At 52.7% G+C, this 23021-nt stretch carries 18 protein-coding genes; 10 read left to right on the forward strand and 8 right to left on the reverse strand.

All coding sequences use genetic code 11. The features are described 5' to 3' along the window. Positions 1 to 9: 9 nt before the first annotated feature. Together J4617_RS20870 and J4617_RS20875 are read right to left on the reverse strand one after the other, a co-directional pair. Positions 10 to 330, reverse strand: coding sequence for a PTS fructose-like transporter subunit IIB (locus tag J4617_RS20870; RefSeq protein WP_000161258.1), 321 nt, complete (start codon positions 328 to 330; stop codon positions 10 to 12). A 14-nt stretch (positions 331 to 344) separates the two neighbouring features. Further along, on the reverse strand, positions 345 to 1424 hold the full coding sequence (locus J4617_RS20875; protein ID WP_000661597.1) for a PTS fructose transporter subunit EIIC: 1080 nt from the start codon (positions 1422 to 1424) through the stop codon (positions 345 to 347). Positions 1425 to 1732: 308 nt separating this feature from the next. Between J4617_RS20875 and ptsP the strand changes: the two genes are divergently transcribed. The 4 genes from ptsP (at position 1733) to J4617_RS20895 (ending at position 6904) form a co-directional block, all read left to right on the forward strand. After that, positions 1733 to 4234 (forward strand): phosphoenolpyruvate--protein phosphotransferase, encoded by a 2502-nt coding sequence (gene ptsP / locus J4617_RS20880; protein ID WP_001128491.1) that lies wholly within the window; start codon positions 1733 to 1735, stop codon positions 4232 to 4234. Between the two features lie 10 nt (positions 4235 to 4244). Then, positions 4245 to 4907 (forward strand): fructose-6-phosphate aldolase, encoded by a 663-nt coding sequence (gene fsa, locus J4617_RS20885; RefSeq protein WP_000424866.1) that lies wholly within the window; start codon positions 4245 to 4247, stop codon positions 4905 to 4907. Between the two features lie 11 nt (positions 4908 to 4918). After that, on the forward strand, positions 4919 to 6022 hold the full coding sequence (locus J4617_RS20890) for a glycerol dehydrogenase (RefSeq protein WP_017466065.1): 1104 nt from the start codon (positions 4919 to 4921) through the stop codon (positions 6020 to 6022). Positions 6023 to 6280: 258 nt separating this feature from the next. Then, on the forward strand, positions 6281 to 6904 hold the full coding sequence (locus J4617_RS20895) for a DUF1287 domain-containing protein (RefSeq protein WP_017466066.1): 624 nt from the start codon (positions 6281 to 6283) through the stop codon (positions 6902 to 6904). Between the two features lie 57 nt (positions 6905 to 6961). Here the strand turns inward: J4617_RS20895 and katG are convergent, their stop codons facing one another. The 3 genes from katG to J4617_RS20910 form a co-directional block, all read right to left on the reverse strand. Next, a complete protein-coding gene (gene katG, locus J4617_RS20900) occupies positions 6962 to 9142 on the reverse strand; it encodes a catalase/peroxidase HPI (RefSeq protein ID WP_000108105.1) in 2181 nt (726 codons plus the stop codon). Between the two features lie 164 nt (positions 9143 to 9306). Beyond that, on the reverse strand, positions 9307 to 10197 hold the full coding sequence (metF, locus tag J4617_RS20905; protein WP_000007507.1) for a methylenetetrahydrofolate reductase: 891 nt from the start codon (positions 10195 to 10197) through the stop codon (positions 9307 to 9309). 194 nt (positions 10198 to 10391) lie between these two features. Next, positions 10392 to 11948, reverse strand: coding sequence for a bifunctional UDP-sugar hydrolase/5'-nucleotidase (locus J4617_RS20910; RefSeq protein WP_017466067.1), 1557 nt, complete (start codon positions 11946 to 11948; stop codon positions 10392 to 10394). 135 nt (positions 11949 to 12083) lie between these two features. On the opposite strand from J4617_RS20910, the gene J4617_RS20915 reads away from it, so the two are divergent. From J4617_RS20915 to mscS, 3 genes are all read left to right on the forward strand, one after another. Further along, positions 12084 to 13208, forward strand: coding sequence for a hypothetical protein (locus J4617_RS20915; protein ID WP_001134806.1), 1125 nt, complete (start codon positions 12084 to 12086; stop codon positions 13206 to 13208). Between the two features lie 234 nt (positions 13209 to 13442). Continuing rightward, entirely contained in the window at positions 13443 to 14441 is a 999-nt protein-coding gene (locus J4617_RS20920; protein WP_022544686.1) for a hypothetical protein, read from the forward strand. Between the two features lie 2 nt (positions 14442 to 14443). Beyond that, positions 14444 to 15301, forward strand: a complete 858-nt coding sequence (gene mscS / locus J4617_RS20925; protein WP_000398244.1) for a small-conductance mechanosensitive channel MscS — start codon at positions 14444 to 14446, stop codon at positions 15299 to 15301. Positions 15302 to 15416: 115 nt separating this feature from the next. Here the strand turns inward: mscS and J4617_RS20930 are convergent, their stop codons facing one another. Continuing rightward, positions 15417 to 17849: a bifunctional aspartate kinase/homoserine dehydrogenase II gene (locus J4617_RS20930; RefSeq protein WP_017466188.1), complete on the reverse strand. Its 2433-nt coding sequence runs from the start codon at positions 17847 to 17849 to the stop codon at positions 15417 to 15419. 2 nt (positions 17850 to 17851) lie between these two features. Continuing rightward, on the reverse strand, positions 17852 to 19012 hold the full coding sequence (metB, locus tag J4617_RS20935; RefSeq protein WP_000197216.1) for a cystathionine gamma-synthase: 1161 nt from the start codon (positions 19010 to 19012) through the stop codon (positions 17852 to 17854). Between the two features lie 264 nt (positions 19013 to 19276). Between metB and metJ the strand changes: the two genes are divergently transcribed. The 3 genes from metJ (at position 19277) to J4617_RS20950 (ending at position 22704) form a co-directional block, all read left to right on the forward strand. Continuing rightward, positions 19277 to 19594 (forward strand): met regulon transcriptional regulator MetJ, encoded by a 318-nt coding sequence (metJ, locus tag J4617_RS20940; RefSeq protein ID WP_000852811.1) that lies wholly within the window; start codon positions 19277 to 19279, stop codon positions 19592 to 19594. A 456-nt stretch (positions 19595 to 20050) separates the two neighbouring features. Beyond that, positions 20051 to 21841, forward strand: coding sequence for an aryl-sulfate sulfotransferase (locus tag J4617_RS20945; RefSeq protein WP_000899639.1), 1791 nt, complete (start codon positions 20051 to 20053; stop codon positions 21839 to 21841). Positions 21842 to 22041: 200 nt separating this feature from the next. After that, a complete protein-coding gene (locus tag J4617_RS20950) occupies positions 22042 to 22704 on the forward strand; it encodes a TIGR02117 family protein (protein ID WP_001621429.1) in 663 nt (220 codons plus the stop codon). Positions 22705 to 22749: 45 nt separating this feature from the next. On the opposite strand, the gene rpmE is transcribed toward J4617_RS20950, so the two are convergent. Further along, the gene (rpmE, locus tag J4617_RS20955; RefSeq protein WP_000715284.1) at positions 22750 to 22962 is read right to left on the reverse strand and encodes a 50S ribosomal protein L31; all 213 of its coding nucleotides are present in this window, start codon (positions 22960 to 22962) and stop codon (positions 22750 to 22752) included. Between the last annotated feature and the right edge of the window lie 59 nt (positions 22963 to 23021).

The raw sequence follows: 23021 nt of genomic DNA on the forward strand, positions 1-23021 counted from the left end.
ATTTTAACGTTACGCGGTTTGCGAAAGATGGGCGTCAATCTTGTTCATAATGGCGTCGGCGCGTTTTACCGCGTCGCTGATATTGACGCGAACGATAGTTTTACCCGCAAACCGCTCTTCGAACTTGATGCCGATATCTTTAGTCAAAATCACCATATCGGCGCTCGCCACATCCTCTGCCGTCAGTTCATTTTCCAGCCCAATCGAGCCCTGAGTCTCCACTTTCACATCCCAACCTTTCGCTTTGGCTGCGCTTTCCAGCGCTTCAGCCGCCATATAGGTATGCGCAACACCAGAAGGACACGCGGTTACTGCAATAATTTTAGTCATGGCTTATTCCTCGCTTAATTCATCTCAAAATCTAAATCCAGGTCGTCTTCTTTTTCGTCAACTTGCGACACATTCTTACGCGTCAGGCTTTTCAGCACGTTAACGCAGACTGCCGTTACCACCGCGCCCACGGCGACTGCCGCGACATAACCCAGCTTGCCTTCCACGACTGGCAGAACAATTAAACCGCCCCAACCGGCATAACACTGCGCGCCAAACAGCGCGGCCATTACCGCACCGCAAGCGGAGCCCACCATAATGGATGGGATCACGCGCAGCGGATCGGCAGCGGCGAAAGGAATCGCCCCTTCCGTTACGCCCACGCAGCCCATGACCAGCGCGGCTTTACCGGCTTCGCGCTCTTCAACAGAAAAATTCTTGCGGCCAATCAGCGTCGCCAGCCCCAGTCCCAGCGGCGGTACGCAGATGCTCACCGCGGCGATAGCCACCACGGTATATACGCCCTGCGCCACGCAAATCAGCATGAACGCATAAGCGACTTTGTTAACCGGGCCGCCCATATCAAAAGCCAGCATCAGCCCCATGATCACCGCCAGCAGCACGATGCTGCCCTGCTGCATCCCTTGCAGCCATTGGGTCAGGCTGCTTGTCAGCGCACCGATCGGTTCGCCCAGCCCCCACATCATGATGCCCGCGGTGATAAAAGTGCCAACGATGGGAATCACAAAAATAGGCATCACAGAACGCAGCACCTTATGCACCGGGATTTTCTTCAAGTAATGCACCACGATCCCGCCGATAAGTCCGGCGATAAGTGCCCCGAAAAAACCCGCGCCGAAGCTGTTACCCACCCAGGCACCAATTGCGCAAGGAGCCAGCGCGGAGCGTTCGGCAATGGAGTAACCGATGTATGCGGCGAGGAAAGGCACCATCAGCGTCAGCCCGGCGACACCGATATCAAACAGTTTTTTAAGATTCGGATCGGTGGCGGCATCGGGTACGGCGCCCTTGCCATATAGCATGACGGAGACTGCCAGCAAAATTCCGCCAGCCACCACAAAGGGGATCATATGCGAAACACCGGTCATCAGGTGCTGGCGGGTATTTTTCAGGATCTGTACCAACTCTTTCATAAGTCGCTCCCGGGCTGGATAAAGCCCATGTCCATAAAGTTACTGCGGAAAACAATAGGCAATCCATTGCCGCGCAGACAGTGGATAAAAAGGCCATTTACTGGATTTTTGTAATATCAGTATAAAAATGCGATCCGCTTCATAACTTCTGAAAAAGGTAAAACCCGCGCTACCACGCTAAGTTGTGAGACAACTCGCACTTTTTGCGCTACATTACATTTATCCAGCTTTTGACAGATTTGTCACATGGCGTATTCCGGCTACCTCCTTTTATGCTGTAGCGAGAGAATCGTTATGGGAGAGAGGCAATGCCCCTGATTGTGGAATTTACCTGTGAACTGCCGAATGGCGTACATGCGCGCCCGGCAAGCCACGTAGAAACGCTGTGTAATACCTTCACGTCGCAAATTGAGTGGCACAACCTGCGCACCGATCGCAAAGGCAGCGCCAAAAGCGCGCTGGCGCTGATTGGCACCGACACGCTGGCTGGCGACCACTGTCAGCTGGTGATTTCCGGTGCCGATGAACAGGTTGCCTGTCAGCGTCTGAGTCAATGGCTGCGCGATGAATTCCCACTCTGCGACGCGCCGCTGGCGGAGATTAAAAACAGCGAACTGGAGCCGCTTCCGGCGTCGTTGACCCAGCTGAATCCGCAGATTTACCGCGCCCGTAGCGTGTGTAGCGGCAGCGCGGGCGGCGTACTGACGCCACTCTCTTCCCTGGATCTCAATGCGCTCGGCGAACTCCCGACCGCCAACGACACAGAGACGGAACAAGCCGCGCTGGACAATGGCTTAGCGATGTTGATAAAGCATATTGAGTTTCGTCAGCTCGACAGTGACGGTGCCGCCAGCGCGATTCTGGAAGCCCATCGTTCGCTGGCAGGCGACGCTTCACTGCGTCAGCATTTACTGGACGGCGTTCTGCGCGGTTTAAGCTGCGCGCAGGCAATCGTGGAAAGCGCGAACCATTTCTGCAATGAGTTCGCTCGCGCCAGCAGCAGCTATTTACAGGAACGCGCGCTGGATGTTCGTGACGTTTGCTTCCAGTTACTGCAACACATTTACGGTGAGCAGCGCTTTCCGGCGCCGGGCCAGTTGACCCGGCCATCTATCTGTATGGCGGAAGAGTTGACGCCAAGCCAGTTCCTCGAACTGGATAAAACCTTTCTCAAAGGTCTGCTGTTAAAAAGCGGCGGCACCACTTCGCACACGGTGATTCTCGCCCGCTCATTCAACATTCCCACCCTGGTTGGCGTGGAGATTGAGGCCTTAACACCGTGGCGTCAGCAGACGGTTTATATTGACGGCAACGCAGGCGCGATTGTCGTTGCGCCTGACGAGCCTGTCACTCGTTACTATCAGCAGGAAGCCCGCGTGCAAGACGCCCTGCGCGAACAGCAGCGCATCTGGCTGACCCAGGAAGCGCGCACCGCTGACGGCATCCGCATGGAGGTCGCCGCCAACATCGCGCACTCCGTCGAGGCGCAAGCGGCCTTTAGTAACGGCGCGGAAGCGGTTGGCCTGTTCCGCACAGAAATGCTGTATATGGACCGCGCCTGCGCGCCGGACGAAAACGAGCTGTACAATATTTTTTGCCAGGCTCTGGAGTCCGCAAAGGGACGCAGCATTATTGTGCGCACAATGGATATAGGCGGCGATAAGCCCGTTGATTATCTGAATATTCCTGCCGAAGCCAACCCATTCCTCGGCTATCGCGCCGTCCGTATTTATGAAGAGTACGCTTCTCTGTTTACCACCCAGCTACGCTCGATCCTCCGCGCGTCCGCCCACGGCAACCTGAAAATCATGATCCCGATGATCTCCTCTATGGAAGAGATTCTGTGGGTCAAAGAGAAGCTGGCGGAAGCCAAACAGCAGCTGCGTAATGAACATATCCCGTTCGATGAGAAGATCCCACTCGGCATTATGCTGGAAGTGCCGTCGGTGATGTTCATCATCGATCAATGCTGTGAAGAGATTGATTTCTTTAGTATTGGTAGTAACGATCTAACACAATACCTGCTGGCGGTAGACCGTGATAACGCCAAAGTCACTCGTCACTACAACAGCCTGAATCCCGCCTTCCTGCGCGCGTTGGATTTCGCGGTGCAGGCGGTACATCGTCAGGGCAAATGGATTGGTCTGTGCGGCGAACTGGGGGCCAAAGGTTCGGTTCTGCCATTGCTGGTAGGTCTGGGGCTGGACGAGATCAGCATGGGCGCGCCGTCGATTCCCGCCGCCAAAGCGCGGATGGCACAACTCGACAGCCGAGCCTGCCGCCAGTTGTTGAATCAGGCGATGGCCTGCCGCACCTCGCTGGAGGTGGAGCATCTGCTGGCGCAGTTCCGCATGTCGCAGCAGGATGCCCCGCTGGTTACCGCCCAATGCATAACGCTTGATAGCGACTGGCGCAGCAAAGAGGAAGTGATTAAAGGCATGACCGACAATCTGCTGCTGGCGGGCCGCTGCCGCTACCCGCGCAAACTGGAAGCCGATCTATGGGCGCGCGAGGCGGTATTCTCCACCGGACTGGGCTTTAGCTTTGCCATTCCGCACAGCAAATCGGAACATATCGAACAGTCCACCATCAGCGTGGCGCGCCTGAACGCGCCGGTACGCTGGGGAGATGACGAGGCGCAGTTCATCATTATGCTGACGCTTAACAAACACGCCGCGGGCGACCAGCATATGCGTATTTTCTCGCGCCTGGCCCGCCGCATCATGCACGAAGAATTCCGCAACACGCTGGTTAACGCCGCTTCCGCCGACGCTATCGCCAGCCTGCTGCAACATGAACTTGAACTGTAAAGGAAAGACTATGGAACTCTATCTGGATACCGCTAACGTGGCGGAAGTTGAACGTCTGGCGCGCATTTTCCCGATTGCCGGCGTCACCACCAATCCAAGCATTGTGGCAGCCAGCAAAGAATCTATCTGGGATGTGCTGCCCAGGCTGCAAAACGCCATCGGCGAAGAAGGCACTTTATTTGCGCAGACCATGAGCCGCGACGCGAAAGGGATGGTGGAAGAAGCCAAACGACTGAATAACGCCATCCCCGGCATTGTGGTTAAAATTCCGGTGACCGCCGAAGGTCTTGCAGCGATTAAATTGCTGAAAAAAGAAGGCATCGTGACGCTGGGCACCGCCGTCTACAGCGCATCGCAGGGCCTGCTGGCGGCGCTGGCGGGCGCAAAATATGTCGCTCCCTACGTCAACCGCGTTGATGCGCAGGGCGGCGATGGCATTCGTATGGTTCAGGAGCTGCAAACGCTACTGGAACATCACGCGCCCGACAGCATGGTACTGGCGGCCAGCTTTAAAACGCCGCGGCAGGCGCTGGATTGCTTACTGGCAGGTTGCCAGGCGATTACCCTTCCTTTAGATGTAGCGCAACAAATGCTCAATACGCCTGCGGTAGAGTCGGCAATAGAGAAGTTTGAGCAAGACTGGAAAAACGCTTTTGGTAATCTGAACCTGTAGGAGAGAAATGTATGGATCGCATTATTCAGTCACCAGGTAAGTATATTCAGGGTGCAAACGTCATCGCGCGTCTTGGCGATTATTTAAAACCAATGGCGAACAACTGGCTGGTTGTGGGCGATAAATTCGTGCTGGGATTTGCCGAAGAGACGCTGCGCAAAAGCCTGACGGATGCCGGTTTGTCAGTAGAAATCGCCCCGTTTGGCGGCGAATGTTCGCAAAATGAGATCGACAGGCTGCGCGCCGTCGCCGAGAAAAGTCAGTGTGGCGCCGTACTGGGTATCGGCGGCGGTAAAACGCTGGATACCGCCAAAGCGCTGGCGCACTTTATGAACGTCCCGGTCGCTATCGCGCCGACCATCGCCTCTACCGACGCACCGTGCAGCGCACTCTCGGTTATTTATACCGATGCCGGTGAGTTTGACCGTTATCTGCTGCTGCCGCATAACCCGAATATGGTTATTGTCGATACGCAGATAGTGGCGGGCGCGCCGGCGCGTCTGCTGGCAGCCGGTATCGGCGATGCGCTGGCGACCTGGTTTGAAGCGCGCGCCTGCTCACGCAGCGGCGCCACCACAATGGCGGGCGGCAAGTGTACACAGGCCGCGCTGGCGCTGGCGGAGCTATGCTATAACACGCTGATCGAAGAAGGCGAAAAAGCCATGTTGGCCGCCGAACAGCACGTCGTCACGCCAGCGCTGGAACGCGTCATCGAAGCCAACACCTACCTGAGCGGGGTCGGTTTTGAAAGCGGCGGTCTGGCCGCAGCGCACGCGATTCATAACGGTTTAACGGCGATTCCGGATGCGCACCACTATTATCACGGTGAGAAGGTCGCTTTCGGTACGCTGACGCAACTGGTGCTGGAAAACGCGCTGGTCGAAGAAATCGAAACCGTTGCGGCGCTGTGCCATTCCGTTGGCCTGCCGATTACGCTGGCGCAACTGGATATTAAACAGGATATCCCGGCCAAAATGCGCACCGTCGCGGAAGCCTCCTGCGCAGAAGGTGAAACTATTCATAACATGCCTGGCGGCGCAACGCCGGATGAAGTGTACGCCGCGCTGCTGGTCGCCGACCAGTACGGTCAACGCTTCTTGCAGGAATGGGAATAAGGTCTGAGCAATACTCCTGACGATAGTCAGGAGTATTTCAGCTTGCTGACACAACAGAATTCATTTGCCGAATGTCGACACAGGCACCTTATCTGGCCTTGTTATCCAATCATCCAGGCCGGGTAAGCGAAGCGCCATCATCAGGTATTCCATAGCCTGGAATCAGTCCATTTTGTCCTGAAATAGACTTTTTTATCACGCACCATTCTCTCCGCGGAAAGTCAAATGACGTACTGACACACTTCACGGACGAAGAAGATGAAATTCGCACAGGCGCTTATCGTTATTCTTGCTGCTTTTTTTATTAGCCATATCTCTCATCATTCGCCACGCTCTGATACCAGACCAATAACCGTTCAGGCGCAAACTAATGCTGCAATCGCCCAAAGTGCCGGGACGCAAATAGGTAAGACGCTATTTTATGATGCTGCCTATGTTCGTCTGGATTATCCGAATGGCGATCTTCCGCTGGAGCGTGGCGTATGTGCAGATGTCGTCATCCGCGCGCTGCGCAGTCAGCAGGTTGATTTACAGAAACGGGTACATGAAGACATGCAGGCGCATTTCTCTGCCTACCCGAATAACTGGAAGCTGAAACGCCCGGACAGCAATATCGACCATCGCCGCGTTCCGAATCTGGAAACCTGGTTCCAGCGCCACAACAAAGCGTTGCCGGTGACAGATAAATATAGCGATTATCAACCGGGAGATATTGTCTCCTGGCGACTGGATAACGGCCTTGCGCATATTGGCGTGGTATCCCTGAACGTCACGCCTGAAGGGGTGCCGCTGGTTGTGCATAACATAGGCGCGGGAGCACAGGAGGAAGATGTATTATTTAACTGGAAAGTCACGGGGCATTTTCGTTATTTTTCGCATTAAACGCGGAAAACGTCAGCGACTACCGAATAGCAGCCGCTGACGAATTAACCCATCAGATTATTGCAGATCGAAACGGTCCAGGTTCATCACTTTCACCCATGCCGCGACGAAGTCCTTCACAAACTTCTCGTGCGCATCGCTACACGCGTAAACTTCCGCCAGCGCGCGCAGTACGGAGTTGGAACCAAACACCAGATCGGCGCGGGTCGCCGTGTATTTCACCTCGCCAGTCAGACGATCCCGGCCTTCGAACAGCTCATTAGATTCGTCGGTCGGTTTCCACTCGTAACGCATATCCAGCAGATTAGCGAAGAAGTCTGTGCTGAGCACGCCCGGTCTGTCGGTAAAGACACCGTTCTGGCTGCCGTCAAAGTTGGTTCCCAGCACACGCATCCCGCCAACCAGTACCGTCATTTCCGGCGCGGTCAACGTTAACTGCTGCGCTTTATCAATCAACAGCGATTCGGTCGTCGACACATCCAGACGCGCACGATAGTTACGGAATCCATCGGCAATCGGTTCAAGCAGCGAGAACATCTCGATGTCGGTCTGATCCTGACGCGCATCCACCCGGCCCGGCGCAAAAGGTACGCTGATGCTGACACCCGCAGCAGCGGCCGCCTGCTCGATACCGACCACGCCCGCCAGCACAATAATATCGGCCAGCGAGGCTTTATTCGTCGTTTTCTGGATCTCTTCTAATACCGGCAGAACGCGAGCCGCAACGGCGTTGACATCCCAGTCGCGCTGAGGCGCTAATGCCAGACGCGCGCCGTTAGCGCCGCCACGCTTATCGCCGCCGCGGAAAGTAGACGCGGATGCCCAGGCAACCGAAACCATCTCGCTAATAGAAAGCCCGGATGCAGCGATCGCCGCTTTCAGGTTGATAATGTCTTCCTGCGTTGGCTGGTAGAGCGGTTGCGGCAACGGGTCCTGCCAGATCAGATCTTCTTTCGGCACTTCCGGTCCGATGTAACGCGCTTTTGGTCCCATATCTCTGTGCGTCAGTTTGAACCAGGCACGAGCAAAGGCTTCATTAAAGGCCTGCGGATCGTTAAGGAAACGACGGGAAATCTTCTCGAACTCCGGATCAAAACGCAGCGTCAGGTCGGTGACCAGCATGGTTGGCTTACGTTTTTTCGACGGATCGAACGGGTCCGGGATGATATCCGGCGCGTCTACCGCTTCAAACTGGATAGCGCCAGCCGGACTACGGGTTTGTACCCACTCATATTTGAACAGGTTCTCGAAGAAATAGTTGCTCCACTGGGTCGGCGTCTGCGTCCAGACCACTTCCAGCCCGGAGGTGATAGCATCCGCGCCAACGCCGCTACCATAGCTGCTGGCCCAACCTAAGCCCTGCGCTTCAATCGGCGCGGCTTCCGGATCGGCCCCTACATGGGATGCCGCTGCCGCGCCGTGGGTTTTACCGAGGGTATGCCCGCCAGCGATCAACGCCACGGTCTCTTCGTCGTTCATCCCCATATTGCCAAAGGTAGCGCGAATAGCGGCGGCGGCAGAAAGTGGTTCGCCGCTGTGATCCGGCCCTTCCGGGTTAACGTAGATAAGGCCCATCTCGGTCGCGCCCAGCGGCGCTTTTGCCAGCGCTTCAGGGTGTCGGTGAGTCAACCAGGCTTTTTCATCGCCCCAGTTCACATCCAGATCCGGTTCCCAGACATCTTCACGCCCGGCGCCGAAACCGAAGGTACGGAAGCCGGAGTTTTCCAGCGCCACGTTACCCGCCAGAATAAACAGGTCAGCCCAGGAAATTTTCTGGCCATATTTCTGCTTAATCGGCCACAACAAACGACGCGCCTTATCCAGGCTGACGTTATCCGGCCAGGAGTTAAGCGGCGCAAAACGCTGTTGACCACGACCCGCGCCGCCACGACCATCAATAGAACGGTAGGTGCCAGCGCCATGCCAGGCCATACGAATAAACAAACCGACATAGCTGCCCCAGTCGGCGGGCCACCACGGTTGTGAATCGGTCAGCAGCGCCTTGAGATCCCCTTTCAGGGCGGAGTAGTCTAACTTGCTAAACTCTTTGCGGTAGTCAAAGTCTTCGCCCAGCGGGTTAGAACGGTTGGAATGTTGATTCAAAAGATCCACGCGAAGCTGGTTCGGCCACCAGTCGCGGCTGGCTGTCCCTGCGCCTGCGCTTCGGTCATGCCCCCCCTGATGGAAAGGACATTTTCCAGTGGATAACGTGTTATGGGTATCGTCGGTCGTGCTCATATCTCAGCTCCCTTTTAAAGTGTTACCGTTACGATATACACCAGGAGCAAATAGATATAGTTGAATTAATCCACAGATTCGATAGCTAATACCTTTTATATTTTTAGTTACAGAGATGTAGATCAATATGAGGTGTAATAAAGCTCCCGGCAGGGAGCTGGAGGTTATAAACCCGGTCTTACGCCCAGCGTGTGGCAAATGGCATAACTCATTTCCGCACGATTCAACGTGTAGAAGTGGAAATCCTTCACTCCTTCGCGACTTAAAATTTTCACCATGTCCATCGCAATGTTAGCGCCCACCAGCTTGCGGGTTTCTGCGTCATCATCCAGCCCCTCAAACATCAGTGACATCCAGGACGGAATGCGGACATTGGTCATATCGGCAAATTTTTTCGCCTGTTTAAAGTTAGACACCGGTAAAATGCCGGGAATAATTTCTACGTCGATACCGGCGGAAACACAGCGGTCGCGAAAACGCAGGTAGCTTTCCACATCGAAGAAAAATTGGGTTATCGCGCGGTTAGCGCCAGCATCCACTTTACGCTTCAGATTAAGCAGATCGGCCTGCGCGCTTTTCGCTTCCGGATGTACCTCCGGATAGGCCGCTACTGAAATATCGAAATCGGCCACCTCTTTGAGCAAACCAACCAGATCGGCGGCGTACATCTCCGGCTTACCGCTGCCCGGCGGCAAATCGCCGCGCAAAGCGACAATGTGGCGGATACCGTTATTCCAGTAGTCGCGGGCGATGGTGCGCAGTTCATCGCGCGTGGCGTCAATACAGGTAAGGTGCGGCGCGGCCTCAAGCCCAGTACGCTCTTTAATGCCTTTAATAACGCTATGGGTGCGGTCGCGTTCCCCGGAGTTGGCGCCATACGTTACCGAAACAAACTTCGGTTTCAGACTGCTCAGGCGATCGATGGAGTTCCACAGGGTTTGCTCCATTTCACTGGTGCGCGGCGGGAAAAATTCAAACGAAACGTTAATCTGACCCTGTACTTCCGCCAGGCTCTGATTCAGGGCTTCCCGCTGGTTGGCGTGAAAAAAGCTCATACCTTACCTCATCAATCGCATGTTATTATTTGTTGTGTTGTAAACATCTATCCGTTTAGACGTCCAGATGTAAAAATGACGGAAAAGCAGAAGGACGTCAACTGAAAAATCACGCCAAAGAATGAGGAATATTCAGCAAAGTTGAATTTTCTTCATGTCACGCCGCGGCACTGAACGCGCCGCGGCAGGGGAAATTACTTCTTCACATCCGCAACGCGCATCCCTTTGAGCTGCTCATCCGTGATGGTGTTGCCCGCCTTAAAGTAATCGACTATCGTATTCGACACATAGTAGCCGCCGGAGGTATTCCGCGCCTGGCCTTCCGTGAATGCCGCAAAACCGTCGCCGCCGTCGGCAAGGAAGCTGTTGGTAGCGATGTGATAAACCGCCGCATCATCAATCGGCTTGCCATTGAGCGTCAGCACGGTAACCCGCTGGCCGACAGGTTTGCTGCTGTCATACTTCATCTCCAGCCCTTTAGACACCTGCAATACGCCGTTGCTTAAGCCAGCGCCATGCTCCATCAGGCTGCGCAATTGCTTACCGGTTAAATCCATCGTGACCAGTTCATTAGGGAACGGGAAGGTACTGATTACCGCCCCCATCGTCACCGCGCCAGCCGGGATTTCGTTGCGGATACCGCCAGAGTTAGTAAGCGCTAACTGGGTGTCTTTCCCCGCCGTAAAAAGCAGCGCATCCGCCGCCAGATTCCCCAGCGACGACGATTCGCCATACGCGCGGGTCAGCTCAACCGGCGACTGGGCCACCGTTTGCTGCACGACTTTATCGAGCTTTTTATTCCAGCCGTCGATCACCTGTTTCGTTTGCGGATCGGGCTTCCACTCATCAGCAAAAATGGTCTTCAGCTCGAAGTTCTTCACGGTAAAGTGGTGTGGTTTCTCTTTGTAATCCAGCACCAGTTTACCCACATCAATACCGCCGCTGTCCGTTGAGAGGATCAGCGTATTACCGACTTTAATCGGTTCCGGCGTACCGACATGCGCGTGGCCGGTAATCAAAATATCCAGCCCTTTTACCTGACTTGCGGTCTGAATATCTTTATCCAGCGCGCGTCGCACATCGGTATTCCCCATGCTGGACTGGCGGGCCGGGGTGCCTTCGTGGATCAGCGCGACGGTCAGATCGACTTTACCTTTAAGTTCATCAATGTAACGTTGCAGCCACTTAATTTCATCGCGTGCCTCAATGCCCACGCGCGTCGCGGCAGAAACCGTATCATTAAAAGCAAAGACACCGTGTAAGCCGATTACGCCAATCTTGACGCCATCTTTTTCAACAATGGTGTACGGCTTATCCCAGAAGGATTTACTGCTGTCCTCATAAAAAATATTGCCCTGTACGATAGGGAATTTCGCCCGGCTCAGTTGCAACAATGTATTGTCCCAGCCATGATCGAACTCATGATTACCGATAGTGGCAGCGTCATACTGCATGGTATTCAAAATATCGATAATCGCTTTACCCTTCGTCAGGCTGCTGATATACGGTCCGGTAAAGTAATCTCCGGCATCAAAAAACCACGTCGCCTTATTTTTGGCTTTTTCCTGCTTCACCAGCGTGGTGATATTGGCCCAACCGCCAATATCGCGTTTACCGTCAGCAATCCACGGCACTTTATAAGGCTCCACATGGGCGTGTAGATCGTTGGTGTAAATAATGGTGACATCTTTGGCGCAGGCCCAGAACGGCAGCGTGAACAAAATACCGGCAGCAAGCAGTTTTACTTTCATAAATAAGTCCCTTTCAGTCATATAAAGATTCGCTACGTTACGTTCTGAAAGGTTTTTTTATGTGAGAGTCCTCACACCCGCGTACCGTTTTATGAAGGCAGAATCAACGACCTGCCAAAATCGTTGGTAAAATGTATGCCGCCTCTGTTCACCATTAATGCCTGCAAAAGCGCTGGTTGTCGCAATCTTGGGCTGCCTGACTCGCCGGATTATGTGTGGCCGGACTATCGCCTGGGTTATCCGGCATTGCATTGTCGAGCCTGCGGCAGTTATCCGCCGCTCTTCAACGAGGGGGAATTTCGCCGCTGGGCGTCTGCTTATATCGCGCAATATGCCAAAGAGCATGGTCACTTTTGCCCCGACTGCTATCAAAAAACATGGATTCGTTATGGACGTAATCCCGGCGGAACGCAGCGACTTCAGTGCCAGTACTGTAAGAAAGTCTGGACGCCAAAACAGCACGCGCTGAATGTCGCCGAAACGCCGGAACAGATTTGCAGTATTCCGCTGCTCGTACCGTTTCAGGGAGCGAATGCCTTCCAGCAATTGTACTTTTTATTCAGTTTTGATGCTGTTCGCGGCAATATTCTTCACCTTTCCAGCAATTTCACGTTACTGTCTGCCGGAAAAAGTTTGCATTACCACTGGAAAGGAATTGCGCCGCCCGAGGGTGAGGATGGCGATATTATCCACCGTATCGCCATTAAAGAACGGCAATTTTTACAGCGCAGCCAGTTCGATGAGATTCAGTATGGCCCGGCGGCGCTTAAACGGAACGCGCAAGGAACAATACTTCGCCCGGTCATTACGGCGCATGGTCATTTTCGGGTGCTGAAAAACCGTTTTCCTGATGTCACGACACACATCATTGCCCATGAGTGTTTTTTGCGCGGCGCGGTCATTACGGCATGGGCGGAGCGGTTTCGCCAGCGTCTCTCCTCGCTGTGGTTCGTTGAGGAAGAGATAAACGATGACGATTGCCGCGCAGAGTGGCAACTGTTAGGCAAAACATGGCAGGGATGGTGGCAAAATCAGTGGCAACTCTGGGGGCAAGGTCACAACCGCAAAATGGTCTGTTCGTTAACTGGTTCCCACTTAGAACAAGGTGTCGCCGTTAATCTGGCGGCTAGTCGCCGCTTTGTTACCTGGCTATGGCAACAACCTGAATTCCAGCAAAGCGCCCACTATTCCGCCAAACGCGTCACGCAAATTCTGTATTTGCTGACGGAAAAATATAACTCACAATGGAATCACATTTAACCCAATGATGTAATGCCACGCATAAAAAATCACAGATTATCATTCAGAAGGCGCTATAGATTTAATCACCTCACATCCTGCTTTTATACGCTGAAAAAGAATAGAACTATTTGATAAAATGGCCCTTCGTTTTAAGTTAAAATTGGCTATAAACGTTATTCACATAATCAATATTTATTATCAATTTAAATAGTTCTATACATTCTTATTTTCTATGGAAAACAAGGGATAAATATGGAAATTACTTTACCGTCAATGTCAGATAAAAAATGGACCTGCGCCGATCTCCTGAGTAGCTATCGATTCTGGGGGATCACTTTTTTCTTTTTGGTGCTCTCTTTTATCAGTTCGCTGGGATCGTCGTATGGTGTTTATTTTTGGAGTAAATCACTGTCTATTCCAGCCGATCGTATTGGTGTTATTCTCGTTGGCGGCCAACTGGGATACCTCCTGGGTATGGTTGCCAGCTGGTTTGTCTGCCGTATAAAAAATTGTTACCCCTTCTACTTTGTTGCGCTCCTGTTAATCATTGGCGTGGTCTGTTCCTTCTGCATAAATGGCCCGTCTGACGTAGTCAGGCTTATCATAGCGCAGTTTTTAATTAATCTGGGTATGGGGATCGTAACGCTGTTAGTCCCCATGCTGCTTTTCAGCGCTATCGGCAGTGCTCAGACATTTGTTATTTTATTTAGCCTCTGCTTACTGTTCAAATTTATCATCGCTGGCTATCTGTCTATATTTATATACTCAATTCCTTATATAGGAATAATCGTAATTACTTTAGCGGTTATCGCGCTTTTGCTACTATTACCGCTCAAAAAAGAACTTTTCTATATTGCACCGCCCAAAAGGTTCTCATCAACCCAGCGACCTGAGTGCGCAGAACCCGTTGTCGTCGCATTATTGGCCTTTTTCATTCCATTTTATATTATTTATTGGTTCTTCAGAATTCACCGGGAAATGCAATTTGTGGCGCCTTCGCCCCGACTCATGACCGCATGTGGCGCGGGATGGCTGTCAGCCATTATGCCGTTTGGCACAGCCATATTGTGTCTGACGCTTAGCGACGAAATCCGCGATCTGCTGGCGAATAAAAACGAAGATGGCGGAATACGAACCGGCTGGACACTATTCTGGGCGTTACTGCTACCACCCGTCGGCGCGGCGATTATCCAGGCAAAAATGAACCGTTTTATTACCGCTAATACCGCGGATACTGCTGACAGAGGATAAACATGGAAGGTTTTGAGTTATTTCCAAAAATTAAAGGCGCGATCAAATGGATGGCCGAGCACAGTGACTCGGTAATTCATTTTGGCTGGAATGTTGTTGCCGCCATCATTCTACTTTTCATCGGTAAGTTAATAGCTCGCTTACTATCGAGGGGGCTGGAAAAATTACTTCTCAGGCGGCAAGTGGATGCCACTATTGTCCACTTTTTCTCCGCGCTGGTTCGCTACATCACGATAGCTTTCACGGCAGTAGCCGCTCTTGGCCGTATCGGTATAGAAACCTCCTCAATTATTGCCGTTATCGGCGCGGCGGGTTTAGCCATTGGCCTGGCGCTGCAAGGGTCACTTTCCAACTTTGCCGCAGGCGTACTGCTTGTCTCCCTGCGTCCTTTCCGCGCCGGGGAAATTGTACAAATTGGCCTGGTTATCGGCACAGTAGAAAAGGTCCATATTTTCTCCACCACTCTGCTCACTGCGGATAGCAAAGAAGTTGTCATCCCGAATGGTAAAATTATTGCTGATAATATTATCAACTATTCACGACACCCCTATCGACGTATTGATCTGATTATTGGCGTGGATTACCAAAGCCGTATTGCTGACGTAAAAAGCGTGATACATCGTATTATTGAACAAGATCATCGCATTGATAAAACCCGCGATATTACGGTCCGCCTGGGCGAACTTGCGCCCTCTAGCCTGAATTTCTATGTTCGCGTATGGGTGCCCAACGCTCAGTACTGGAGCACTTACTACGATCTTCTGGAAAATATCAAGGAAGCGATGGATGAAAACGGCATCAATATTCCTTACCCCCGGATGGATGTCCGGGTTGAGAATGTAAAAAGCATCACGCCATAATGTTTCGTCAGCAATCGGATGGCGCTTCGTATATCAGTATCTACAGAATGACTGCATAACGTATTGATGAGGGAGCGAAGCGCAACCCGGCGCTTCGCTCACGAACTTGCCTTTATTACAGCAACTGCGCCAGGCGGTTGATATCCGACTGAATCGCCCCGGCGGTCACATCTCGACCCGCGCCCGGCCCACGGATCACCAGCGGGTTATCGCGATACCAGCGGCTTTCAATAGCAAAGACATTATCGCACGGCAGCAGCGCCGCCAGCGGATGTTCCGGACGCACCGCTTCAACGCCGACGCGCGCTTTGCCATTGGCGTCGAAACGCGCCACGTAACGCAACACCAGCCCCAGTTCGCGGGCTGCCTCCAGACGCTGCACCATCTGTTCATTCAGCGCGTCGCCGTTTTCGAAAAAGTGATCGATAGACCCTTCTTCACAATGCGCCGGCACCAACGATTCTACACGCACCTGATCCGGCTCGATGTCGTATCCCGCCTCGCGCGCCAGAATCACCAGCTTACGCATGACATCTTTTCCGGAAAGATCGACGCGCGGATCGGGTTCGGTCAGCCCCTGCTGCCAAGCCTGATCCACCAGATCGGTGAACGGCACCGTACCGTCAAATTGCAGGAACAGCCAGGATAGCGTCCCGGAGAAGATCCCGCTGATCGAGAGAATCGTATCGCCGCTGTCAATCAGATCCCGCACCGTGTGGTTGATCGGCAATCCCGCGCCCACGGTGGCGTTATACAGCCAGTAACGCCCGGTTTTTTCAAACGCGTCATGAATCTGGCGATACTTATCGCTGGCGCTTGCGCCCGCCAGTTTATTGGCGCTAATCACATGAAAACCGTGGCTGGCGAAATCCAGATACTGATCGGCCAGTTGCTCGCTTGCTGTCACATCCAGCACCACTAAATCATCATACGGATGCGCACGCATCCACAGGAATAGCGGCTCTTCGTCCTGCTCAACGGCTTCATCATCAAAGAATGCCAGCGCGCGGCTGGCATCCAGCCCTTCATAATTCAGCAGGCTACGGCGGCTATCCACCACGCCCGCCAGCACAAATTCAAAGCCAGTACGCGCGGAAAGCGTGCTTTGTTCACGGGCAAACAGTTCCAGCCAACGGGAGCCGATGTTCCCCTTACCGAACAGCATCAGGCCAATGCGTTTTTCGGCGCGGAAAACCGACTGATGCAGTCCCTGAATCAGGCTCTCAGTTGGGCCGGTACGCAGCACCGCCACCAGACTGATGCCCTCCTCCGACTGCCAGGTAAATTCCACTGGCTGACCTTTAAGCTGCTGCCAGAAGCGATGGCAGTGTAGCGGATTGCGAGTAACGCCCGCACCGACCATCGCCACCAGCGCCAGCCCCTGCCGCAGGCGCAATTCGCCCGGCAGCCCGACATCGTCGAGGAGTTTCAGTACGCTATCCGCTACCTCGGCGGTATAGCAGAACTGCAATAGCTGGCGATCGCGATGCACGCCCACCGCCAGCGGACGCGCCTGCGCCCGTTTTAAAATGTGGTCGAGCTCTTTGTGCGCCAGCCTGAAATCCTGGCTGGCGGGCACCTGAAACTCAATCAGACAGATATCGTCGTGACTGGTCACGATACGCGCGCCCGTCCCGGAAGCCAGCACCCGTTCAATTCGGGTTGACCCTTGATCCGGCGTGTAGCTACAGCGCAACTGCAAATCGATATCGCTGCCGGACACTGGCTGTAGCGTACGGGCGTGCAGAACAGGCGCCGCCAGACGCGCCAGCTCGCTGGCTTCGTCCAGACGCAGCAACGGCAGCAGGCAGGCATCTTTCACTTTGCGCGGGTCGGCACTATAAACGCCCGCGACATCGCTCCAGATGGTCACGCGGGAAACGCCCGCCAACGCGCCGATTTGCGTGGCGGAATAGTCGGAACCGTTCCGGCCTAACAGGACTGTTTCGCCGTCGTGATTGCGGCTGATAAAGCCGGTCACGACTAGGCGTTTGCCAGGATGCTGCGCCAGTAGCTGTTGCAATAAAGGATAAGATAGCCCTTCATCAACCTGCGGCTGTGCGGCGCGTTCGGCGCGTAAAAATGCGCGCGCGTCCAGCCAGGCGGCATCCAGCCCCTGCTGATTCAGGACGGCGGACATCAATCTCGCCGACCAAATTTCGCCGTGTCCGACGATCTCAGCATAGACGGCATCCGTTACGCCGCCGTCGAGCAAGGCGGCAAGACGTTCCAGATCGCTGATAAAAGCACTGGTTAAATCATCTGCCGCGTCGGCGGGAAGCAGCCCGCTAATCAGATCGCACTGGTAGCGGCGTAACGTCTGTAATACCTGATGCGCAGAAAGGCGATCGGTCTGGCTTAACTTGAGCCAGCTAATCAACTGGTTGGTGGTACTGCCTGCGGCGGACACTACCATCATATCGTCAGGCTGCGAATACTCCGCCATAATGCCTGCGACACGCAGGTAACACTTCACATCCGCCAGACTACTGCCGCCAAATTTATGCAGTTGACGACCTTTCGCCCCTGCCTGCGCAATCACACTCATGTTTACCCCTTGTTTGCAGCCCGGAAGCCATTTTCCAGGTCGGCAATTAAATCTTCGCCATCTTCAATACCGGTGGAGATACGCAGTAGCGTTTCGGAGATCCCGGCGGCGGCACGCGCCTGCGGCGACATACCGGCATGCGTCATGGTGGCGGCGTGAGAGATCAAACTTTCCACTCCCCCTAAAGATTCCGCCAGCGTAAACAGCGACAGCCCGCCCAGAAAACGACGCAGCGTCTCCTCATCCCCATCCAGTTCAAAACTCAACATTGCGCCAAAGCCTTTTTGCTGGCGCGCGGCAATTTCATGCCCCTGATTTTCCGGCAGCGACGGGTGATACAGTTTTTTCACCAACGGCTGGGTTTGCAGATATTTCACAATCGCCTGCGCGTTGCGCTGCGCCAGCTCCATACGCGGCACCAGAGTTCGCAAACCGCGCAGCAGCAGATAGCTATCAAACGCCCCGCCGGTCACGCCAATATTATTCGCCCACCACGCCAGTTCAGTGACCACTTCCGGATCTTTCGCAATCACCACGCCGGCCACGACATCCGAATGACCGTTGAGATATTTCGTGCATGAATGCAACACCAGATCGGCACCCAACGCCAGCGGATTTTGCAGCGCCGGGCTTAAAAACGTGTTATCAACGACGCTCACTGCGCCCGCCTCGCGCGCCAGCCGACAGATTTTCGCAATATCCACCACGCGTAACAATGGATTACTTGGACTTTCTACCAGTACCAGCTTCGGTTTTTCTTCCAGCGCCGCCTGTAAGGCGCGTTCATCGCCCTGATCGACAAACCGCACACGATAACAGCCGCGTGTCGCCAGACTGTCAAACAGACGATAACTGCCGCCGTAGCAATCATGCGGCGCGACCAGCAGATCGCCCGGCTTGAGGAAAACGGTGGTGACCAGATGAATCGCCGACATGCCAGTATTCGTCAATACCGCGCCCGCGCCGCCTTCCAGTTCCGCTAATGCGCGCTGAACCACATCACGCGTGGGATTACCGCGGCGGGAATAATCATGCGCGCGCGGCTCATTGAAACCGGTAAAGTTATAGGTACTGGAGAGGTGGATTGGCGGCACAACGCAGCCGTATTGCTCGTCGTCGTTTAATCCGCTACGCACTGCGATAGTGGCCTGTTTACGCGTCATATGAAGATATTCCTGGCTGAGTCGGTGAAAGTCAGACCACAGATTAACCACTACCACAATAGACGTCAATACATCTGGACATCTAAACTTCTTTGCGTATAGATTGAGCAAACCGCAAATAGCCGTTAAAATTATATGCATTAGCGCACATCTGCGACCGCTAACTTCGTGTCAGGGCCGCGCCACTACGGTAAACTACGCGCGATTATGGTCCGGGCTCAGGTTCAGACCTCAATATTAATGACGAAGAGGATTAAGTATCTCATGGCTGAATGGAGCGGCGAATATATCAGCCCATACGCTGAGCACGGTAAGAAGAGTGAGCAAGTCAAAAAAATTACGGTTTCCATTCCTCTGAAGGTGTTAAAAATCCTCACCGATGAACGTACGCGTCGTCAGGTGAACAACCTGCGCCACGCCACCAACAGCGAGCTGTTGTGTGAAGCATTTCTGCACGCCTTTACCGGGCAACCCTTGCCGGATGATGCCGATCTGCGAAAAGAGCGCAGCGATGAAATCCCGGAAGCGGCAAAAGAGATCATGCGTGAGATGGGGATTGACCCGGAAACGTGGGAATACTGATAGCAAAGCATGCGGTCAGAACGCCTCTGGCCGCGCTTTTTTAACGATTCCCCCTGTACACGGCTATCTCCGACATTTTTCTAACCGTTCATCTTCCCGAATAGCCCTCAGTGGATAAATTTGTCAGACATGATAAGTTTCTCTTCGTTATTTTCCTGCAAAAAATTCCCGACATGCCATAACCGATATAATTTTATTATATTTAAACTTCCAATATTTATTTAATGTTTCACGTAGCAAAGCGTACATGAATAATAATACACCGCCATATATTTACTGAACAAATAGTATAACGATAAGTATTGTTAAAAAGACCATGGACACCTCATATTTGTGACCAACATCATTATTCCCCTCCGCGGATTGTTTTACTTTTTTAAATGTTTTTTCATCTCCGATAAATAAGAAGGTTAATATACATTCATTTTATCGATAATATCGAATGGGGAAATAAATATGTTATTTACAAGGAAAGTCTTACCTGTATTATGCTGCCTGTGTTTGAGCGGCAGCGTTTTGGCCTCAGGCGTTTTAGACCCAAACAGGCCAATGGTCGCATCAGCAGATGTCATTCCAGTACATGAAGGGCCATTAGGTATGGTCGATGTCGCTCCCTACGGCGGCGTTTTCCCATTAACAGCAATCATTAATAAAGCCAATCATAATGTACAGGACGTGAAGGTTACCGTTTTAGGGAAAGGGGAAAAAGGTATCCCGATCAGTTATGATGTCGGCCCGCAGGCTATAAATACCCATGACGGCATACCTGTATTTGGCTTGTATCCAGATTATGTCAATAAAGTTAAAGTTGACTGGACTGAAGAAGGTAAAAAACAAACTTATACGTGGTCCATTTACGCCGCACCGGTATCATTACCCTCTACTACCGGGCAAACTGCCGTTCTTCCTACGGTAGAACCGGTTAAAGTCGATAGCTCGCTTAAAAATCGCTTATATCTTTTTAACCATATAACGGGGATGCCAAGAGCCGGCCACATTATGCATGTCGCAGGCGGCGCGGCGAACTGGGATTATACCGGTATCAACTGGATTAGCGATACGAATGGCGATGTTCGCGGCTATATGAATATTGATAAATTCCGTAACCAGGATGATATAACGCGCTTTGGTTCCATGATGAGCTTCCATCAGGTTAACGATGGCAATCTTATTTTTGGCCAGGGTCAACGTTACTTTAAATATGATTTCTTAGGCCGCGTTATTTCCGATAAACGACTGCCAAAAGGATTTATTGATTTTTCGCACGCCATTACCGAAACGCCGAAAGGCACCTACCTGCTGCGTGTCGCAAAAGAAAATTATCCATTAAATGGTAAATACACCATCAATACTGTGCGTGATCATATTCTTGAAGTTGACCAGAACGGCGATACCGTCGATTACTGGGATCTGCCAAAAATCCTCGACCCCTATCGTGACGACGTTATTCTGGCGATGGATCAGGGAGCGGTATGTTTGAGCGTCGATGCCGAACATTCCGGTCAGGTCATGACCAAAGAGCAGCTTGCAAAACAACCCTTCGGCGATATCGCGGGCTCCGGCCCGGGCCGCAACTGGGCGCATGTTAACTCCGTCAGCTACGATCCTCGCGACGACAGCATTATCATTAGCTCGCGCCACCAGTCTGCCATCATCAAAATTGGCCGCGATAAAAAAGTGAAATGGATACTTTCCGATCCATCCGGCTGGAAAGGCGAACTGGCGAAAAAAGTGCTGAAACCCGTAGACAGCAACGGTAAACCGCTAACCTGCGAAGCTCACCACTGCGACGGTGGATTTGACTGGACATGGACACAACATACCGGTTGGTTAGTGCCATCCAAAAGCACCGGAGGTAAAACCGTCGTGACCGCCTTTGATAACGGCGATGCGCGCGGCATGGAACAACCGGCCATGCCGTCAATGAAATATTCCCGCGGCGTGGAATATCAAATTGACGAAAAAAATATGACGGTTTCCCAAATGTGGGAATATGGTAAAGAGCGCGGTTTTGACTGGTACAGCGCCATTACTTCCGTCACGGAATATCGCCCGGAAACCAAAACGATGTTCATGTACTCGGCCACAGCGGGAATGAGCGGTACAAAACCGATCGTTTCCGTTCTGGATGAAGTCAAAGACGGTACTCAGGATGTGATGCTGGAGCTAAAAGTACACAGTAACCGTGCCGGTATGCTGGGTTATCGGGCGCTGATTATCGATCCAGAGCAGATGTTTAAAAAATAAAGCGAGATAGTAAAAGTAAAACAGGCGGAAGCTAACTTCCGCCTGAATGGTTAAAACGTATTGTAGTTATGACATTCGCTTTATTACCCTCGAAGAGGAATGCAAAAATATCAATGAATTACCAATCCGGCACCGACCCGATAAGCGCAGCGTCATTAGACAAACGCCACAACATACCGCGCCTTTGCTGGTGATATGTCATGAAAAATCTCTTTATCGCCTGGATAAGTTTATTGCTATATGGCTGCACAACCTTTCCACAAGCCGTAAAACCTACGACAGGCGGACAGCCCTCCCCGACGGAAATCTATATCGTCAGTCATGGCTGGCACACGGGAATTATTGCGCCGGCCCATGATGTTAATACCGTTCTGCCACAGCTTAAAAAACGGTTCGCTCAGGAGACGCAGTGGTATGAAATCGGCTGGGGCGATAAGGGCTTTTATCAGTCACAAGAAATAACCACCGCGCTTACGCTCCAGGCCATGTTCTGGTCATCCGGCGCGGTTATGCACATCGTCGCCTTTTCCGGTCAACCAGAACGCTATTTCGTCGGTAGCGAGATAAAATCACTGCTCCTGCACACAAACCAGCGTAACAGTCTGATGCGCTATCTGGGCCGCAGCTTTGCGCGTGACGCAGAGGGTAATCTGATTCCGTTAAAACAAGGAATTTACGGCGATAGCCAGTTTTACGCCGCGAATGGCCGCTACGGCATACTCAATACCTGCAATAAATGGACAGCGAAGGGGCTGGAAAGTGCGGGACTGACTATAAATCCTTCGTTAAAACTCACGGCAGGAAGCGTAATGAAAGCGATTACGGATCACAGAATGTGTCTGAACAAATACTGTTATCCCTAGAAAACAAAAAAAGCGCCCTGCGGCGCTTTTTTTTCTGGCGGTAACTTATTTGCTGCCAGGGATGCTGAAGCGCTTGTTGAAGCGCTCAACACGACCACCGGTATCAACAACACGCTGCTTACCAGTGAAGAACGGGTGGCATTTGCCGCACACGTCCAGGTTCAGGTCGTGACCCACGGTAGAGTGGGTTTTGATAACATTACCGCAAGAACAGGTTGCAGTAATTTCTACGTAATTCGGGTGAATACCTTTTTTCATGGGGAACCTCAGTGTAAGGCCGCGTCGCTCTTCCAGCCCTAACGCCAGACACCACGCGA

This window comes from Salmonella sp. 32010601201800023SM, from assembly GCF_017572235.1.
Lineage (GTDB): Bacteria > Pseudomonadota > Gammaproteobacteria > Enterobacterales > Enterobacteriaceae > Salmonella > Salmonella enterica.

Coding starts and splice junctions, on each gene's coding strand:
- J4617_RS20870 (WP_000161258.1), bottom strand. CDS start 330: ATGACTAAAATTATTGCAGTAACCGCGTGTCCTTCTGGTGTTGCGCAT.
- J4617_RS20875 (WP_000661597.1), bottom strand. CDS start 1,424: ATGAAAGAGTTGGTACAGATCCTGAAAAATACCCGCCAGCACCTGATG.
- ptsP (WP_001128491.1), top strand. CDS start 1,733: ATGCCCCTGATTGTGGAATTTACCTGTGAACTGCCGAATGGCGTACAT.
- fsa (WP_000424866.1), top strand. CDS start 4,245: ATGGAACTCTATCTGGATACCGCTAACGTGGCGGAAGTTGAACGTCTG.
- J4617_RS20890 (WP_017466065.1), top strand. CDS start 4,919: ATGGATCGCATTATTCAGTCACCAGGTAAGTATATTCAGGGTGCAAAC.
- J4617_RS20895 (WP_017466066.1), top strand. CDS start 6,281: ATGAAATTCGCACAGGCGCTTATCGTTATTCTTGCTGCTTTTTTTATT.
- katG (WP_000108105.1), bottom strand. CDS start 9,142: ATGAGCACGACCGACGATACCCATAACACGTTATCCACTGGAAAATGT.
- metF (WP_000007507.1), bottom strand. CDS start 10,197: ATGAGCTTTTTTCACGCCAACCAGCGGGAAGCCCTGAATCAGAGCCTG.
- J4617_RS20910 (WP_017466067.1), bottom strand. CDS start 11,948: ATGAAAGTAAAACTGCTTGCTGCCGGTATTTTGTTCACGCTGCCGTTC.
- J4617_RS20915 (WP_001134806.1), top strand. CDS start 12,084: ATGCCGCCTCTGTTCACCATTAATGCCTGCAAAAGCGCTGGTTGTCGC.
- J4617_RS20920 (WP_022544686.1), top strand. CDS start 13,443: ATGGAAATTACTTTACCGTCAATGTCAGATAAAAAATGGACCTGCGCC.
- mscS (WP_000398244.1), top strand. CDS start 14,444: ATGGAAGGTTTTGAGTTATTTCCAAAAATTAAAGGCGCGATCAAATGG.
- J4617_RS20930 (WP_017466188.1), bottom strand. CDS start 17,849: ATGAGTGTGATTGCGCAGGCAGGGGCGAAAGGTCGTCAACTGCATAAA.
- metB (WP_000197216.1), bottom strand. CDS start 19,012: ATGACGCGTAAACAGGCCACTATCGCAGTGCGTAGCGGATTAAACGAC.
- metJ (WP_000852811.1), top strand. CDS start 19,277: ATGGCTGAATGGAGCGGCGAATATATCAGCCCATACGCTGAGCACGGT.
- J4617_RS20945 (WP_000899639.1), top strand. CDS start 20,051: ATGTTATTTACAAGGAAAGTCTTACCTGTATTATGCTGCCTGTGTTTG.
- J4617_RS20950 (WP_001621429.1), top strand. CDS start 22,042: ATGAAAAATCTCTTTATCGCCTGGATAAGTTTATTGCTATATGGCTGC.
- rpmE (WP_000715284.1), bottom strand. CDS start 22,962: ATGAAAAAAGGTATTCACCCGAATTACGTAGAAATTACTGCAACCTGT.